Origin of the sequence: Vreelandella azerica (genome assembly GCF_013112225.1) — a bacterium.
Classification (GTDB): domain Bacteria; phylum Pseudomonadota; class Gammaproteobacteria; order Pseudomonadales; family Halomonadaceae; genus Vreelandella; species Vreelandella azerica.
Genome location: NZ_JABFHI010000007.1, coordinates 93,151 through 108,059, shown reverse-complemented (window position 1 = coordinate 108,059; position 14,909 = coordinate 93,151). Strand labels below are relative to the sequence as shown.

Below are 14,909 nucleotides of genomic sequence, written 5' to 3'. Positions count from 1 at the left end.
CTGGCTGGTTAGAACAGCTGTGGTCATGGGTGACAGCGTATATTCGTTTTCCTTCTGCGCTGTCACTTTTTGCTTTGAAAACACTTCTTCCCTTTATCCATCGCTCTGGGAAGAAGCTGGAACCGCTATGCGATGCAGCGCTAGATCAGCTTATTCTGAATCAACGACGACACTTGCTTAAAACGGGTATCAACGTTACCAACGTGATCAATAACTTTGCGTTAATACGAGAAGTTGCTCGAAGAGAGCTACAAATGCCTCATAGGGATATTCAACTACTAGGCGGCATGTCACTAATGCGTGGCTGCATGACTGAAATACAAACAGGTGAAGGAAAGACGTTAACGGCAACCTTAGCCGCTGCCACTGCTGCAATGGCAGGTATACCTGTGCATGTTGTCACCGTTAATGATTACTTATCTCAACGTGATGCAGAGTTGATGATGCCAATTTATGATCGTCTTGGGTTAAATGTCCATGCAGTTGTACACGCTATGCCTAATGCTGAGCGTCGAAAGGCATACGGTGCTGATATTACGTATTGCACCAGTAAAGAACTTGTTTTTGATTATCTGCGTGATATAAAACGTTTCGATCATGTCCGCTCACCTTTGCAGGCGCACGCTGCGAATTTACAAAGCCGTCTTGCAATACGCTCACTACTGCTACGAGGGCTGCATTTTGCTATCGTTGATGAAGCCGACAGCGTGTTACTTGATGAAGCGAGGACTCCGTTAATTTTATCGGCTGAGGATAATGAAAATCACGATATTGACATTTCATTGATTCTTGCAGCTCTTGAAATTACAGAAAATTTTAAGAAAGGAGAGCACTTTGATATTGAAAAAAGCGTGCTTTTTTAACTGTTAAAGGAAAAAACGTACTCTTAGATGAAATAGCTTGTAAAAATAAGATAAAGCAGCATAATTCAATACAAAAAGCAAAACTGGAGTGGCTCGCTCATCAGGCGCTTGTCGCTAGGCATCAAATCATCAAAGACCGCCACTATTTGGTGAAGGATAAGAGGATACTCATTATTGATGAGCACAATGGTAGGGTACTTTCAGATAGGCGCTGGGCTAAAGGGTTACAGCAGTTGCTAGAAGTGCTTGAGGGCTGTGAACGTACGCCACCTAACGAGACCATTGCGCAAATCACCTTCCAACGTTTTTTTCGTCGCTATCATCACCTTTCGGGAATGACCGGCACAGCAAAAGAAGTGAAAAAGGAACTTTGGCAAACCTATGGGCGCCCCTTTTTAGCTATTCCTCCTCACCAAAAAAATCGTCGCCAGAAAGGAAGTGTTCATAATTTTGATAACAATGGCTCTCGGTGGAAGTGGGTAGCTCAGCAAGCTTTAGAAAAGTCACGTGAGGGTAGGCCGGTTTTAATTACTACTGTTAATGTCAATGACTCTGAAGAGCTATCTAAGCTATTAGCAGACTATATATCTCACCATGACGTATTGAACGCCCGTCAAGATAGTAATGAAGCAGATGTTATAGGCCGGGCTGGATACTCAGGTTCAGTAACCATTGTTACTAGCATAGCTGGACGTGGCACCGATATAAAGCTTGACGATGCTGCTAAAGCTTTAGGTGGCTTGCATATTATAGCGGCAGGTTTCCACGATGCGGCAAGAATTGATCGTCAAATCGAAGGACGATGTGCAAGGCAAGGAGATCCTGGCTCAATTGAATGGGCTATCAGCGAAGAAGATACTATTTTGGACGAACTGCAAGGATGGCACAAACACGTGGGTAGACTTTATCAGCGGCAAAAAAAAGCACAGCGTTTGCGTGAGAAGCGACATGCTCAACAGCGTGCCCGTATGCTGCGAGCTGATTGGAAAAGTAGCGAGCGACTAGGGTTTAGCGGTCGTCTAGAGTAAGCATGTGTAATTTTTATAAGAGTAGGTTGAATTAATATGTTGAAAATATATACACGTACATCATCTTGTTTGTCAGTAATTGCCTTGCTTGTTGCGCCATTAGCAGCACAAGCAAGCACTGAGGCAGTTAGTTGTTTGGTAGGGCCTAGTCGATTCGCTGTACTGTCTAGTGGAGTACCAGGGTTATTAAGCACGATAGACGTGCAACGTGGAGAAGAAGTCGAAAGAGGTCAGTTACTGTTTAGCCTTACAACTGACGTTGAGGAAGCAAGTCTCGCGCTTGAGTCTGCCCGTGTCGCTTTTGCGCAACGTACACTGCAGAGAAATCAAAGACTAATTGAGAGAGGTATCTTAAGTGAAAGCGAGCGTGATGAAATAGATACCGAGCTTAGCGTGGCGAGGCTACAAGCGAATTTAGCAGAAGCAAGGATAGCAAATCGATTAATTCAGGCCCCGTTCTCAGGAATTGTTGCTTCTTTAGATAGTGAAGAAGGTGAGTACATAGATAACACTCCCGTAATGCAGCTTATGCAAATTAACCCACTTGAGATTGAACTTGTGCTTCCTCTGAGTGCATTTGGCCAGCTTTCAGTAGGTGAAACAGTAGATGTTGACTTAACTGAGCCTGTGTCTAGAACAATGTCTGCTGAAGTCACAAATGTTGATCGTTTCGATCCTTCAAGTGGCACATTTGTGGTTTATTTGGATTTGGATAATTCTGATTACATCATTCCTCCGGGTATTAATTGCTATTTTTGACCAGAATGCGCGGCTTTTCTTATCCAGAAGCGCGTAAAACCACTTCCTGAGTCGCGAAGTGCGAAGGGAGTATAGGGACTCCTCCCCGGTTGCAAGCGCCGATGTCTGAAAAACGTAAGCCGATGCGTGCGTATAGTCGGTCTCTTAGTGGGGTAGCTAACCCCTGACCCTAATGAATGACGCGCGCCTTCTCTCCTCAGAGGGGAGGTGGCTTCTAAGAGCCCAACCCTTCGACAGGTTTTGAGAAGGCCGGTCTGACCTGTTTTTCATCTTTCGGTAAACGATCCACTAACCACATCTTCTCATAGTGCGTTTTGCTGACCACACTGAGGTTCGTAAACGATCCACTAACCACATCTTCTCATAGTGCGTTTTGCTGACCACACTGAGGTTCTCTTAAATTCAGGAGAGCTCATGATCCAAGAACTCAATGCCATGCAGGCGTTTTGGCTCGGGCATCTGTATCACGCCTCAGTGCGGGAGATGTCTCTCAGCGAATACGCGACGCAACAGGGACTCACCTTAGCCGATCTGCTGCTCTGGGAAAAACGCTTGAACGTACGCGGCTTACCGGTGCCACCCCGTCATCGGCCTGCCCGGTTTGTGCAAGTGACGGTGACGCCATGATCCGCCCCAGTACCGACCTGATCGTCTACCTGTGCCGCGAACCGGTGGACATGCGCAAGCAGATTGATGGCCTGGCGTTGCTGGTCCAGGAGGCTATGGAGCTGAACCCGTTTGATAAGGCGCTGTTTGTTTTTGGCAATCGCCAGCGAAACAAGATTAAGCTGCTGTTCTGGGAGCGTAACGGCTTTGTGGTCTGGTATAAACGCCTGGAGCGTGAGCGATTCAAGTGGCCAACGCACCTGGACGGTGACGCCGTGACGTTAACCGGCCAGGAACTTAACTGGTTGCTGGACGGCTATGACTTGAACGCCATGAAGCCTCATAAAGCATTGGATTTTCAGTGTGTTGGATGATTTTTTACTCCTCTTTCAAGGTGTTTTTTGATATGCTCTGACGCATGAAAAACACGGCTTCCCCCACCAAAGATATCTCTCAGCTGCAGCGCCAGATCAAAGCGCAGCAGGAAGAGATCGCGCAACTTCATCGCCTGATGGAAAAAAAGAAGCGCAGTGGGAAGCCACCAAACAGTCGCTTTATGAGCAGTTCCGCCTGGCACTGGAACGCCAATTTGGCCCTTCAACGGAGAAGTACGGCATCCAACAGGGTGACCTACTGATCAATGAGGCCGAGCTCATCGTCGACGAAGACGAGCGTGCAGCGGATGAAGTGCACGCTGACGTCGACGATGACGACGCGTCTGAAGCATCGTCTGATAATGCCGCACCTCCGGCCAAAAAGCGTACCCGTGGCGGGCGCGTCGCCTTGCCACCTGAACTGCCCCGCGTCGAGGTGGTGCATGAGTTGGACGATACTGAACGTTGCTGCGCTGAAGACGGCACCGAGCTTAAGGTCATTGGTGAAGAGGTCAGCGAAGAGCTTCACGTGATACCTGCACGGGTGGAAGTGATCCGTCATGTGCGACGCAAATACGCCTGCCCCACCTGCGAAGAAAACGTCAAGACAGCCCCGGTGCCTGCCAAGCTGCTGCCCAAGAGCAATGCTAGCGCCACCTTGCTGGCCTATGTCGCTACGGCGAAATACCAGGATGCCTTGCCGCTTTACCGGCAGAGCCAGATCTTTGCTCGCCACGGCGCTGACATCCCCCGCAACACCCTGGCCCGCTGGATGGTGCAGGCGGGCCAACGCCTCTTGCCGCTGATCGAAACGCTACGTACGCAGCTGCTGAAGGCGCCGCTGATCCACATGGATGAGACCACCCTACAGGTGAGTCAGGAAGAAGGCCGTAAGGCCAGCACCCAATCTTATATGTGGGTGCAACGCGGTGGACCGCCTGGGCAACAGGTGGTGTTGTTCGACTATGACCCCAGCCGTGCCGGCCGTGTTCCCCTACGCTTGTTGGGCGATTACAACGGCTGCCTGGTCACCGATGGCTATGAAGGTTATGCCGAGGTTGTGCGGCGTAATGGCATCACCCACGCGGGTTGCTGGGCTCACGCCCGTCGCAAGTTCATCGAGGCGCAGAAGGTGCAACTCAAAGGTAAAACCGGCAAGGCCGACTGGGGACTCAACCAGATGGGCAAACTCTACGCCGTGGAAAAACAGGCCAAAGCGCTTGCACCCCAGGCGCGTCACGCGCTGCGCGAGCAGAAAAGTCGGCCAATCATCGAGCAGTTACGCACCTGGCTGGATAAATCACTGCCTGCGGTGCTCCCGAAAAGCGCCCTGGGCAAGGCACTGCACTACCTGGATGGTCAGTGGGATCGACTCACCCGCTTTCTCGACGATGGGCGCATCCCGCTGGATAACAATCCGGCCGAAAATGCCATCCGTCCCTTCGTGGTCGGCCGCAAGAACTGGCTGTTCAGCCATACGTCAAGCGGTGCTCAGGCGAGTGCAGCGATCTACAGTTTGATCGAAACGGCCAAAGCCAACGGCCTCTCACCTTACGACTATCTGCAATACGTCTTCGACATGCTGCCCACACTTGACGAAGACGACGACCTCACGGCGCTGCTACCCTGGTACTGGAAGGACACATTACCCGCCTAAGCGATACCTGCCCAGATGCGGTTAGTGGATCGTTTACATCTTTCGGTGCTCGGCAACGTAAACGATCCATTAACCACATCTTCTCATAGTGCGTTTTACTGACCACACTGAGGTTCTCTTAAATCCAGGAGAGCCTCATGATCCAAGAACTCAATGCCATGCAGGCGTTTTGGCTCGGGCATCTGTATCACGCCTCAGTGCGGGAGATGTCTCTCAACGAATACGCGACGCAACAGGGACTCACCTTAGCCGATCTGCTGCTCTGGGAAAAACGCTTGAACGTACGCGGCTTACCGGTGCCACCCTGTTGGTTACGTGTGTCGATGATGCACACTTGAAAAACTCGCTTTGCCAAATCAATGCCAATCGCCGTATTCTGATTCATGACTCTTCCCCTTTTCCCATTGATTTATGTGTTCACTATCAATATAGCTCCTCGAAGCTTCAGGAGGGGAGGAGTCCCTTTCATTGGGGAGGATGTCAAACTTTTCGAGGATATAAGGAAACTGGGCGGTAGCTGTTGATGCAGGCGTTTCTGTAACAGATTATCAATGGCGGCGGGCGGATCAGCCGTGAATATGGTTTAGGGCGCAAGCGCACGGATCTGTTTATCGAGTGGCCGCTGGATGAAGCGCAGGGCTTTACCGGCCCGGTGCAGCGTGTGGTGATTGAACTTAAGCTTCAGCATCAAAGCCGCGAGGCAGTGCTGGCCAAGGGGCTGGAACAGACCGCCGACTACGCCGATCGTGTAGGGGCAGATGAAGCGCATCTGGTAATCTTCAACCGCGATGAACAGGTGCCGTGGGACGATAAAATCTGGCAGAGCGAGGCGCACTGCAATGGTTGGCGAGTTGGTACCTGGGGAGCGTAGCCGTTCTCAAGAGCATGCGGGAATGACGGGGTTGTGCAATGTGCGTGAATGGGTGGACTGCGCCGTTCATCCGCCGGTGAATGTATTGCCTGGTTGACGCTATCTGCCAGGCGGATGACGCCGAAAACCCACCCTACGGGGATCATGACCTGTGGATATTGCGTAAGGTGGGTCAAAATAGATGGCTGTTGACAGTGGCTTCGCGAAGCAAGCCACCAACCCGCCGCAGGCGGGCAGCGGTGCCCTTGATGTTTCGCGCAGGCCCGAAAATCGGGGTCAACACAACTTCTGAGGCTTTCGCGTTCCCATATCAACGAACCTGCTGTGTTAATCTGAAAACAACACCAAGGCTGCGCTAAGTAGGAGAGTACCATGGAGCGCTTTTTCAATAACGCCGGCCCCACCAAACCAAATAAGCACTACCATATTGACCCGCTTAGCCGCGTGGACTGGGATGATATTAAGCATCTGATTGATCAGGAGCGCTATTTTGTGCTCCACGCCCCGCGCCAAACGGGCAAGACCACCACGCTGCTGGCGATGATGAAGGCGCTTAACGAACAGGGTGATTACGCCTGCGCTTACGCCAACATTGAAGGGGCGCAGGCAGCGCGAGGGGATGAGACACAAGGGATTCCCGCTGTGTGTAGTGCCATTGTGCGTTCTATTCGGCTTTACCTTGGTGAGGCGTCCTTGGAGGCGTGGCTTACCACCCAACGGGGAAGCAGTCCGCAGGATCTTCTCACCCGTTTGTTGGAGGCGTGGGTGGCACTGACGGATAGACCCACGGTGCTGTTTCTGGATGAAGTCGATGCATTGGTGGGCGATACGCTCATCTCTCTGCTGCGCCAGATCCGTGCTGGCTATGCACAGCGCCCGGCGGCGTTTCCGCAGTCGATTATCCTGTGTGGCGTCCGCGATGTGCGCGATTACCGCCTTCATCAGGAAGGTGCCGAGGTGATCACCGGCGGCAGTGCCTTCAACATCAAAGCCAAGTCGCTGCGTATGGGCAGCTTTACATACGAAGAATGCGAGCAGTTATGGTGTCAGCATACCGAGGCCACCGGGCAGCCTTTCGATTCCCGTATCTTTCCTGAACTGTGGGAGGATACCCGTGGCCAACCGTGGCTGGTCAATGGGCTTGGGCATGAATTGACCTGGGAGTTTAGGCCCGCCCGGGAACGCTCTCGTCTACTGACGCTGGAAGATTACCGCAGCGCGCGGGAAAAGCTGATTCAATCCCGCGCCACCCACCTGGATCAACTGACCGATAAACTGCGCGAGCCGCGGGTACAACGGGTGATGAGCGCGCTGCTCTCCAGCGAGGAGAGCCTGGAGATTCAGAATATCGCGCCGGACGATCAGCAGTATGTGGAAGACTTGGGCTTGATCGAGACCACACCGTCGCTACGTATCAGCAACCGGATCTATCGTGAAGTGATTCCGCGAGATCTCACCTGGATTATGCAGACGCGCATCCCCAACCAGGAGCAGGTGTGGTATCTGACCCCTGAGCACCGGTTGGACATGCCAAAACTGCTGGCGGGGTTCCAGCAGTTTTTCCGTGAACACGCCGAAAGCTGGCTGGAGCGCTTTCAGTATAAGGAGGCCGGGCCACAGCTGTTGATGCAGGCGTTTCTGCAGCGAATCATTAATGGCGGCGGGCGGATCAGCCGTGAATATGGTTTAGGGCGCAAGCGCACGGATCTGTTCATCGAGTGGCCGCTGGATGAGACGCAGGGCTTTACCGGCCCGGTGCAGCGTGTGGTGATTGAGCTTAAGCTTCAGCACCAAAGCCGCGAGGCAGTGCTGGCCAAGGGGCTGGAACAGACCGCCGACTACGCTGACCGTGTGGGGGCAGATGAAGCGCATCTGGTGATCTTCAACCGCGATGGACAGGTGCCGTGGGACGATAAGATCTGGCAGAGCGAAGCGCATTGCCATGGGTGGCGAATTGGTATTTGGGGGCGTAGCAATCCTCAAGAGCATGTGGGAATGACGGGGTTGTGCAATGTGCGTGAATCGGTGAATTGCGTCGTTATCCGCCGGTGAGTTTATTAGTTCGTTCAGGCTGTTTGCCAGGCGGATGACGCCGGGAATCCATCCTACGGGTGATCATGATCCGTGGGTACTCGTAGGGTGGATTCGCGAAGCAAGCCACCAACCCGCCGCAGGCGGGCAGCGGTGCCCGTGATATTTCGCGCAGGCATCGGCATTGGTGGATTGCGTCGATCATCATCCGTGGGTACTCGTAGGGTGGATTCGCGAAGCAATCCACCAACCCGCCGCAGGCGGGCAGCGGTGTCCGTGATGTTACGCGCAGGCCCGAAAATCGGGATCAACACAACTTCTGAGGCTTTCGCGTTTCCATAACAACGAACCTGCTGTGTTAATCTGAAAGCGACACCAAGGCTGCGCCAAGCAGGGAATTATCATATGGAACGCTTCTTTAATAACGCTGGCCCCACCGTTCCGGCGGACCATTACCACATTGACCCGCTTAGTCGCGTGGATTGGGGAGATATTGAGCACCTGATCGCGCAAAAACGCTATTTTGTGCTTCATGCCCCGCGCCAGACGGGCAAAACCACCACCCTATTGACGATGATGCAGGCGCTTAACGAACAGGGTGATTACGCCTGTGCTTACGCCAACATCGAAGGGGCGCAGGCCGCGCGAGGAGATGAAAGCAAAGGCATTCCCACAGTCTGTAGTGCCTTGGCACGCAGCATTGAGGATTATCTGGGCACGCAAGCGGTGAATGTCTGGTGGCATGAAACCGGCCGCTATGAACAGCCTCAGGATCAAATGACGCAATTGTTGCGTTATTGGGCTAAGCAGTCCGCATTACCTACCGTGTTGTTTTTGGACGAAGTGGATGCACTGGTAGGCGATACGCTCATTCTCTGCTGCGCCAGATCCGTGCTGGCTATGCCCAGCGCCCGGCGGCGTTTCCTCAGTCGATTATCCTGTGCGGCGTCCGCGATGTACGCGACTACCGCCTGCACCAGGAAGGCGCCGAGGTGATTACCGGTGGTAGCGCTTTCAATATTAAGGCTGAATCCCTGCGTATGGGCAGTTTTACGTATGAAGAGTGCGAGCAGCTTTGGTGCCAGCATACCGAAGCCACCGGGCAGCCTTTCGATTCACGAATTTTTCCTGAACTATGGGAGGATACCCGTGGCCAGCCGTGGCTGGTCAATGCCTTGGGCTACGAGCTGACGTGGCGTTTCAAGCCCGCTCGGGAGCGCTCTCGTCTACTGACGCTGGAAGATTACCGCAGCGCGCGTGAAAAGCTGATTCAATCCCGCGCCACCCACCTGGATCAACTGACCGATAAACTGCGCGAGCCGCGGGTACAGCGGGTGATGAGCGCGCTGCTCTCCAGCGAGGAGAGCCTGGAGATTCAGAACATCGCGCCGGACGATCAGCAGTATGTGGAAGACCTGGGTTTGATCGAGACTTATCCTCGCTACGCATCAGCAACCGGATTTATCGTGAAGTGATTCCGCGAGATCTCACTTGGATCATGCAAACGCGCATCCCAAACCAGGAGCAGGCGTGGTATTTAACGCCGGAGCGCCGGTTGGATATGCCAACACTGCTGGCAGGGTTCCAGCAGTTTTTCCGTGAACACGCCGAAAGCTGGTTGGAGCGCTTTCAGTATAAAGAGGCTGGGCCGCAGCTGTTGATGCAGGCGTTTTTGCAGCGGATCATCAATGGCGGCGGGCGTATCAGCCGTGAATATGGCCTAGGACGTAAGCGCACGGACCTGTTCATCGAGTGGCCGCTGGATGAAACACAATGTTTTACCGGCTTGGTGCAGCGCGTGGTGATTGAGCTTAAACTCCAGCATCAAAGCCGCGAGGCAGTGCTGGCCAAGGGGCTGGAGCAGACCGCCGACTATGCTGACCGTGTGGGGGCAGATGAAGCGCATCTGGTAATCTTCAACCGCAATGAACAGGTGCCGTGGGACGATAAGATCTGGCAGAGCGAGGCGCACTGCCATGGCTGGCATATCGGTACCTGGGGAGCGTAGTCATCGTTGGCCTAGCGCTGGGGCAGAGACCCAATCACAGGTTGCCAAAACAAAGTGACTTCTTTCCAATAACAGTCTTGTTTGCTGACTCTACGAGGTTGCTGTGTCTGATCGCACTCACGTAAATAATGCCATGGCGTTGTTTATCGCTTTTCAACAATATAATTGGCAACATTTTTTCGACTCTAATTCGTTGCAGCGCGGTAAACGTTATGCCCGTGAGGGTCGTGTGCTGGGTGAGATTAGCTTATATCGTGATGAAGAGTGGCTGATATTGTCGGGAGCAGTAGAAGGCACTGAGAGGCGACCCTATCAGACTGAGATTACTCTTAATGTCTTGGATATGGGGGAGGAGTTCATCACCGAGTGTAGTTGTCCTGTAAGTATGAAGTGCAAGCATGCTGTCGCCCTGATCCAGACTTTCCTTAACCAGATGAGTAATACGCCTAATACTTCTGTAGAAACACCGTCACCCTCTGACGCCATGGAGACCTCAAGTGATCAAGCATGGCTTAAACAGCGCTGGGAAAACTGGATCAAGGAACTGTCGCAGCCCACGGCCCCTGTGGGTAATGGGCATCGCGTTGAGGCGATGTACCGACTCGCGCTGTTTTTAGATAGTCATAAGCGAGCGAGCCAAACACCTGTTCTCTCAGTATTACCCGTGTGGTTGCGCCCCTCTAAACAGAAGAGCCGCGGGACTGGCTGGGTTTCACCCCGCGCCATCGAGATAAGCTCATCGGGCACTCTGTTACCAGCACCTGAAGCGGGCTGGTTATCTGAGCAAGAGGAGTGCCTCGACCAGTTGATGCATGGTGAGCATGTGGTGAGCTGGTCAAGTACGCAACACAAGTGGGTACTGGTGTCTCATGCGTTTCAGGCCCGAGCCTTATGGGCGCTGATAGAGAGTGAAACACCGCCTTTGCTCTTTCATCGCAAGCAGACAGGCAAAAAGCTTGACGTTGGTGACGTCTGTCAGCTGGCACCTCGTTGGCAGACGGATAGTGAAGGAATGCAGCGGCTGCAACCGGCCACGGTGCCAGAGGATTTTCTCTCTTCTGAAGCGATGATTATCCGGGTTGGTCGGGGTCTTTGCTACCTTGATCTCGAACATGAGCAATTCGGCCGAATGGACGGTGCGCCCGAGCTCTTGGACAGGCTGCAGCGGTCGCCCCCGTTGCCACCGGAGATCAGTGAATGGCTGGGTGAGCGACTTCATCAGACATCAGCTTTGGCAGAGCAGCTGCCAACCCCTATGAGGATAGAAGAGCAAACGCTCAAGGATATTACTCCCCAACTCAAAGTAACGATGTGTGTGGCGGAAGGTCAGCTTGGCTTTCGTCACGGTGCGCCACTGCCGCGCTGGGTTCAGGTGGGGGCCGCCGTAGTGAGTTTTAACTACGATGGCATTGAAGTACCACCGGAAGAAAGTCATCAAGCGACAGGATACCGTCAGGGCAAACGGCTAACGATTCAGCGCGATACGGAAATGGAGCGATCTCTGGTGCGCGATCTACCCTCAGGCATGGTGACGCTGGAGCATTTAAGTCAAGAGGCTACCGTACCCGAACATTTGGAACTACCGCCTTGGACACTGCTGTTACCTCTGGAAGGTACACCGCCTTCAAGTGCCATTGAGTGGTCGACGCATCTCGCCGGTCCTGATGAATGGTGGGAGATGATCGAGGCTTTGCGCCAAGCTGGTTGCTTGATCGCATTCAGTGATGAGTTTCCTGAAGCGCCCACCTTTCTAGAGCCCGAGGCTTGGCGCGGCGAGCTAGAATCGGCCAGCAACGGTTGGTTCGACTTGGCCTTGGATATCGAAGTGGAAGGCGAGCGGCTCAATCTTTTGCCTATTCTGCGTCAACTGCTCAAGCGCGCTGATTTTCCATTGGCACCCACCGATAACGAAGCTAGCGATGCAAGTTGGACGCTGGAGCTAGGAGAACGTCGCTACTTGACGCTTCCCCTTGCTCGGCTGCGGGCGTTGATGATGCCGATCCTAGATTGGCTGGGGGATGAGAGTGACCCTGAATCAGGGGTGAGGCTACCGCTGACGGCGGCTGAAGCAGTGGCACCCTTGGCTGAGCACGAGCGTTGGTCTGGGCGTGAGGAAGTAACGGCCTTGGCGCAGCGCCTACGTGAACTGCCGACACGTATTCCAATGCCTCCGGGTTTTAAAGGTGAGTTGCGCGACTACCAAGCGCATGGCGTGGCCTGGCTGCGTTTTCTTTCCGAACTGGGCACCGGAGGCATCCTCGCCGATGACATGGGGCTTGGCAAGACTGTGCAAATATTGGCCCATGTACTCAACGAGCGTGCCCGTGGTGGGCTGGAAGGCCCGACCCTGGTCATTGCCCCCACGAGCTTGGTGGGTAATTGGTGCACTGAAGCCGCGCGATTTGCGCCGAGCCTCAAGGTAGTAGCGTTGCAGGGTGGCAAAGCACAGCGCGAACGCCAGTTTGAAGAGGCGCTACCTCATGCTGACCTAGTAATCACTACCTATGCACTTCTGATCCGCGATGTTAAGCGTTTAGGTGAAACGGCCTTTGGCTTGCTGGTGCTCGATGAAGCCCAGGCGATCAAAAACGCTGCTAGCCAGACTGCCCACGCCGTTCGCGCGATTGACGCCAAGCGTGCCCTGGCAATGACTGGCACGCCATTAGAGAATCATTTGGGCGAGCTGTGGGCTCAGCTGGATGCTGTGGCGCCAGGGGCGCTGGGTAACCAGCGGTGGTTCGGCCAGCATTTTCGCACGCCGATCGAGAAAGAGAGTGATAAAGCGGTGAGCGAGCAATTATCGCGTCGCATAGCGCCTTTGATGCTTCGCCGAACCAAGCAACAAGTGCTCGCTGAGTTGCCTGAGATCACCGAGACCCGTCGTGAGGTTACACTTGGTGGTGCTCAGCGGGAACTCTATGAGAGCCTACGCTTGGCGCAACATCAGCGGGTACAGCAAGCTGTGGCTGAACGAGGGCTGGCTGCCTCAGGTATCGTGATGTTGGATGCGTTGCTGAAATTGCGCCAGGTTTGTTGCGATCCACGGCTCGTAAAGCTCGATAGCGCTAAAAAGGTGAAACACTCGGCCAAGCTTGAACAACTCCGTGAGCTGCTGCCTCCCCTGGTTGCTGAGGGACGGCGTATTCTTATATTTTCACAGTTTACTGAGATGCTAGGGTTGATCAGTAAAATGTTGGAAAAAGCAGATATTCCCTTCACTCAGCTAACAGGTGACACTCCTGGAAAGACTCGCACGCAGCGAGTGGCGTTTTTTCAGAAGGGTGAGATTCCCGTGTTTTTGATCAGCCTCAAGGCCGGTGGCACCGGGCTCAATCTTACTGCAGCCGATACAGTGATTCACTATGACCCTTGGTGGAATCCTGCCGTAGAAGCGCAAGCGACAGGCCGTGCTCACCGCATGGGTCAACAAAATCCCGTGTTTGTTTACAAACTGATGTGTGCTGGCACCGTTGAAGAACGCATCCATGAGCTGCAAGAACGCAAGGCGGATCTGGCTGCTTCCATCCTTGAAGGTGGTGCTGAGCGCCAGAGTGATGGTCCGCTGTTCGATGAGGAAGACCTGGCATTGCTGTTCGCACCAGTTTCATAGTGACTGCTCCCCGTCCTAGGCGCTGACGCGCCACGGGCGGGGCTTCCAACTTCTTAGGCAGCAACCGACGCGTGGCCGGATTTACGCATGCCTCCGTTGGCAGGAACCGACAGTCCTTCGGCTCGTAGTTTGATAATGCCCTGCTGGCGAATGTTGATCGCGGCGTTAATGTCACGGTCAATGCCTTTTGTGCCGCAACCTGGGCAATCCCAGGTGCGAATGCTGAGCGGCATCTTATCGACCTTGTGACCGCAGCCAGCACAGGTCTTGGTACTGGCAAACCACTGGTCGATTTTGACCAGGTGCTTGCCCTGGGCTTCTGCCTTGTATGCCAGCTTTTGGATCAGGCCGTACCAACTGGCATCGGCAATGTGCTTGGCCAGCTTGCGGTTTTTCAGCATGTTTTTGACTTTCAAGGTCTCGACCACCACCGCTTGGTTATCGTCAATGAGTTGTCGAGACAGCTTGTGCTGGAAGTCAGCACGGGTATTCGCCAGACGCTCGTGCGCCTTGGCGGTATGCGACCGGTGAACACACCTTCCGCTGGACCGCGATTTCCTTGACGGTAGATGTCCACCTATTTCTTAGTGGACACTCCCATGACCGAATTAAGCGTGTTGGAAGCGCCTCGCAAGCGCCTCGCAAGCGCCGCCGTTACAGTCCAGAATTCAAAACCCGTATTATCAACGCCTGCCAACAGACCGGCGCATCGGTGGCCGGTATCGCGTTAGAGAATGCGTTGAACGCGAATCTGGTACACAAGTGGATTCGTGAAGCACGTCGGCAGACGTCCAGAAATGATCCACCTGCGTTCGTTCCAGTGCCAATATCAGGCACATCTGCACCGGGGAGCACTCGACATAATAGTGAGGTGGACTATATTCGCCTGTCGATACCGAGGGCTAAAGGCGTCGTGATTGTCGAATGGCCGTCAACCGGCCCTGGCAAAGCACGCCCGAGCGCTGTTAACCCCAATCGACGATCCGTCAGCAAGGCACCCACCGTATCCAGAAGCGCTTGAAGGCGTTTGGCATGTATTGAGGGGAGTGCTGATGTGAGCCAATTGTGTAAGAATCGTGGGGCCTGCATGGGTCTCCTTAGG

The 14,909-nt window shown here is 53.8% G+C and carries 13 protein-coding genes and 3 pseudogenes; 14 read left to right on the top strand and 2 right to left on the bottom strand.

The features are described from left to right. The first annotated feature begins 29 nt into the window (after window positions 1-29). The 13 genes and pseudogenes from HLB35_RS17620 (at window position 30) to HLB35_RS18575 (ending at window position 13,807) form a co-directional block, all read left to right on the top strand. A complete protein-coding gene (locus HLB35_RS17620) occupies window positions 30-863 on the top strand; it encodes a hypothetical protein (RefSeq protein WP_328732146.1) in 834 nt (277 codons plus the stop codon). 32 nt (window positions 864-895) lie between these two features. Then, entirely contained in the window at window positions 896-1,891 is a 996-nt protein-coding gene (locus HLB35_RS17615) for a preprotein translocase subunit SecA (protein ID WP_328732163.1), read from the top strand. 36 nt (window positions 1,892-1,927) lie between these two features. After that, the gene (locus tag HLB35_RS14680; RefSeq protein ID WP_171703149.1) at window positions 1,928-2,650 is read left to right on the top strand and encodes an efflux RND transporter periplasmic adaptor subunit; all 723 of its coding nucleotides are present in this window, start codon (window positions 1,928-1,930) and stop codon (window positions 2,648-2,650) included. A 414-nt stretch (window positions 2,651-3,064) separates the two neighbouring features. Beyond that, a complete protein-coding gene (locus HLB35_RS14675; RefSeq protein WP_171703148.1) occupies window positions 3,065-3,277 on the top strand; it encodes a hypothetical protein in 213 nt (70 codons plus the stop codon). Further along, window positions 3,274-3,630, top strand: a complete 357-nt coding sequence (tnpB, locus tag HLB35_RS14670; RefSeq protein WP_171703147.1) for an IS66 family insertion sequence element accessory protein TnpB — start codon at window positions 3,274-3,276, stop codon at window positions 3,628-3,630. Before HLB35_RS14675 ends, tnpB begins: the two co-directional genes overlap by 4 nt. Before the next feature lie 44 nt (window positions 3,631-3,674). Then, window positions 3,675-5,287, top strand: a pseudogene (gene tnpC / locus HLB35_RS14665) (IS66 family transposase). Window positions 5,288-5,424: 137 nt separating this feature from the next. Then, window positions 5,425-5,625 carry a hypothetical protein gene (locus HLB35_RS14660; RefSeq protein ID WP_171703146.1) on the top strand — a complete coding sequence of 67 codons (201 nt, stop codon included), beginning with the start codon at window positions 5,425-5,427 and terminating at the stop codon, window positions 5,623-5,625. A 326-nt stretch (window positions 5,626-5,951) separates the two neighbouring features. Then, entirely contained in the window at window positions 5,952-6,158 is a 207-nt protein-coding gene (locus HLB35_RS16660) for a hypothetical protein (protein ID WP_216601582.1), read from the top strand. Between the two features lie 372 nt (window positions 6,159-6,530). Then, window positions 6,531-8,210 (top strand): ATP-binding protein, encoded by a 1,680-nt coding sequence (locus HLB35_RS14650; RefSeq protein WP_216601581.1) that lies wholly within the window; start codon window positions 6,531-6,533, stop codon window positions 8,208-8,210. A gap of 384 nt (window positions 8,211-8,594) precedes the next feature. Beyond that, window positions 8,595-9,185 (top strand): AAA family ATPase, encoded by a 591-nt coding sequence (locus HLB35_RS16655; RefSeq protein WP_216601580.1) that lies wholly within the window; start codon window positions 8,595-8,597, stop codon window positions 9,183-9,185. Beyond that, window positions 9,182-9,664: a hypothetical protein gene (locus HLB35_RS16650; protein WP_216601579.1), complete on the top strand. Its 483-nt coding sequence runs from the start codon at window positions 9,182-9,184 to the stop codon at window positions 9,662-9,664. Before HLB35_RS16655 ends, HLB35_RS16650 begins: the two co-directional genes overlap by 4 nt. A 23-nt stretch (window positions 9,665-9,687) precedes the next feature. Continuing rightward, window positions 9,688-10,197 carry a hypothetical protein gene (locus HLB35_RS16645; RefSeq protein ID WP_216601578.1) on the top strand — a complete coding sequence of 170 codons (510 nt, stop codon included), beginning with the start codon at window positions 9,688-9,690 and terminating at the stop codon, window positions 10,195-10,197. A gap of 103 nt (window positions 10,198-10,300) precedes the next feature. Further along, a complete protein-coding gene (locus tag HLB35_RS18575) occupies window positions 10,301-13,807 on the top strand; it encodes a DEAD/DEAH box helicase (RefSeq protein ID WP_171703145.1) in 3,507 nt (1,168 codons plus the stop codon). Window positions 13,808-13,860: 53 nt separating this feature from the next. Here the strand turns inward: HLB35_RS18575 and HLB35_RS14635 are convergent, their stop codons facing one another. Then, window positions 13,861-14,388, bottom strand: a complete 528-nt coding sequence (locus HLB35_RS14635; RefSeq protein WP_328732161.1) for an RNA-guided endonuclease InsQ/TnpB family protein — start codon at window positions 14,386-14,388, stop codon at window positions 13,861-13,863. Here HLB35_RS14635 and tnpA point away from each other — a divergent pair. Next, a pseudogene (gene tnpA, locus HLB35_RS19010) lies at window positions 14,367-14,711 on the top strand (IS66-like element accessory protein TnpA); the annotation flags it as partial. The gene HLB35_RS14635 and the pseudogene tnpA overlap by 22 nt on opposite strands. Before the next feature lie 35 nt (window positions 14,712-14,746). Here tnpA and HLB35_RS17605 read toward each other — a convergent pair. Continuing rightward, window positions 14,747-14,896 (bottom strand): annotated as a pseudogene (locus HLB35_RS17605) (IS4 family transposase); the annotation flags it as partial. Between the last annotated feature and the right edge of the window lie 13 nt (window positions 14,897-14,909).

Excerpts from the sequence above, each read along its gene's own strand:
- HLB35_RS14680 (WP_171703149.1), top strand. The coding sequence starts at position 1,928 with ATGTTGAAAATATATACACGTACATCATCTTGTTTGTCAGTAATTGCC.
- HLB35_RS14675 (WP_171703148.1), top strand. The coding sequence starts at position 3,065 with ATGATCCAAGAACTCAATGCCATGCAGGCGTTTTGGCTCGGGCATCTG.
- tnpB (WP_171703147.1), top strand. The coding sequence starts at position 3,274 with ATGATCCGCCCCAGTACCGACCTGATCGTCTACCTGTGCCGCGAACCG.
- HLB35_RS14660 (WP_171703146.1), top strand. The coding sequence starts at position 5,425 with ATGATCCAAGAACTCAATGCCATGCAGGCGTTTTGGCTCGGGCATCTG.
- HLB35_RS14650 (WP_216601581.1), top strand. The coding sequence starts at position 6,531 with ATGGAGCGCTTTTTCAATAACGCCGGCCCCACCAAACCAAATAAGCAC.
- HLB35_RS16655 (WP_216601580.1), top strand. The coding sequence starts at position 8,595 with ATGGAACGCTTCTTTAATAACGCTGGCCCCACCGTTCCGGCGGACCAT.
- HLB35_RS16645 (WP_216601578.1), top strand. The coding sequence starts at position 9,688 with ATGCAAACGCGCATCCCAAACCAGGAGCAGGCGTGGTATTTAACGCCG.